The organism is bacterium (genome assembly GCA_030655055.1).
Classification (GTDB): domain Bacteria; phylum Edwardsbacteria; class AC1; order AC1; family EtOH8; genus UBA5202.
Map to the genome: position 1 here is coordinate 1 of JAURWH010000206.1, position 1,063 is coordinate 1,063.

A 1,063-nucleotide genomic window follows, 5' to 3' on the forward strand; every position below is an offset into this window, starting at 1 on the left:
GCCGAAGCGGGTGGGCTTCTGCTCTATGGTCTTGAGATCCAGGTCTTTGACCAAGTGGTATATATTCTTATGCTTCATTATTATCAAACGTCATTCAAAGACATGCTCCCGGCTTGACAAACCAACGGATTCTTCAACCTGTCAAGCACGGGGCCAACCTCAGAATGACACTGCCCTTGTCACCCTGAGATAGGCCACCTTGCCCTGCAAGCCGAAGGGTCACTCGTCCCCCGGATACTTTTGCTCCAGTTTGGCCCCGAACGGCCAGTTCCAGATCTCCAGCATCATCGGCTTGGGCGGGCGGGTCAGCTCTCCGCTCTCGAAATCGTAGTAATAGCCCCACAGCTTGGCGTATATTATTTTGCCTTCCACGATCCCATAAGGCCTTGCGTCAAGCCGGTCGATCCTGATGGTGACCGCGGCCCTTGGATCGTGCGAGGTGTAACCCACCAGCATCCCGCCTTTTCCCATGGGGCGGAATGAAGGACGGAGATCCACCAAAAATGGATATGATCTGCCGGAAACCGTGACCTGGCTGCTGTCGGCAAAGAGATCCTCATCAAACATGATCTCCATTCCGGGCATCGGATGCCGGCTGGGCCCGATGTTGGGAAGGATCACGCGGATTGTAGCCGGCCCCTCCAGCACGCTCTCCGGTCCGCCGTAGATGTAACCCACTGCCGGGGCCGATTCCCAGACGAACTTGGAGCCGTCCAGGCACATCTGAAAATCTTTTTTAAGGTCCGGGTGATAGGTGCAACCCAGACAGGCTGTCAGCAACAACAAAAAGGCTGTTAGGAAAAAGCGCCTCATTTTTTGGCCAGAGCCTCCCTTACCTTTTTCAGCTCGGCCCGGATCTGTATCCCCTGGGGGCATTTCTTTTCGCAGATCCCGCAATTGATGCAGTTCTCGGCTCGTTCCGACGGTTTGAACCAGTTCCAGTAGAAGAAGGCCGGGTTCCCGAAATTCCCGTAGCGGTAGCCGTCGTTGTAAAGCTCAAAGTTGCGGGGGATGTTGACCCCGGACGGGCAGGGCAGGCAGTATTTGCAGTTGGTGCAGTTGA

Annotated in this window: 2 protein-coding genes; both read right to left on the bottom strand. The window is 55.3% G+C overall.

Translation table 11 applies throughout. The features are described 5' to 3' along the window. Positions 1–219: 219 nt before the first annotated feature. Complete coding sequence (locus tag Q7U71_09655; protein ID MDO9392023.1) at positions 220–813, bottom strand: hypothetical protein; 594 nt, start codon at positions 811–813, stop codon at positions 220–222. Then, positions 810–1,063: 4Fe-4S dicluster domain-containing protein (locus Q7U71_09660; protein MDO9392024.1), on the bottom strand; the 254-nt coding region annotated here is incomplete at its 5' end. The genes Q7U71_09660 and Q7U71_09655, both read right to left, overlap by 4 nt.

What these genes read in the sequence shown, in the direction of transcription:
- Q7U71_09655 (MDO9392023.1), bottom strand. Translation starts at nt 813, where the DNA reads ATGAGGCGCTTTTTCCTAACAGCCTTTTTGTTGTTGCTGACAGCCTGT.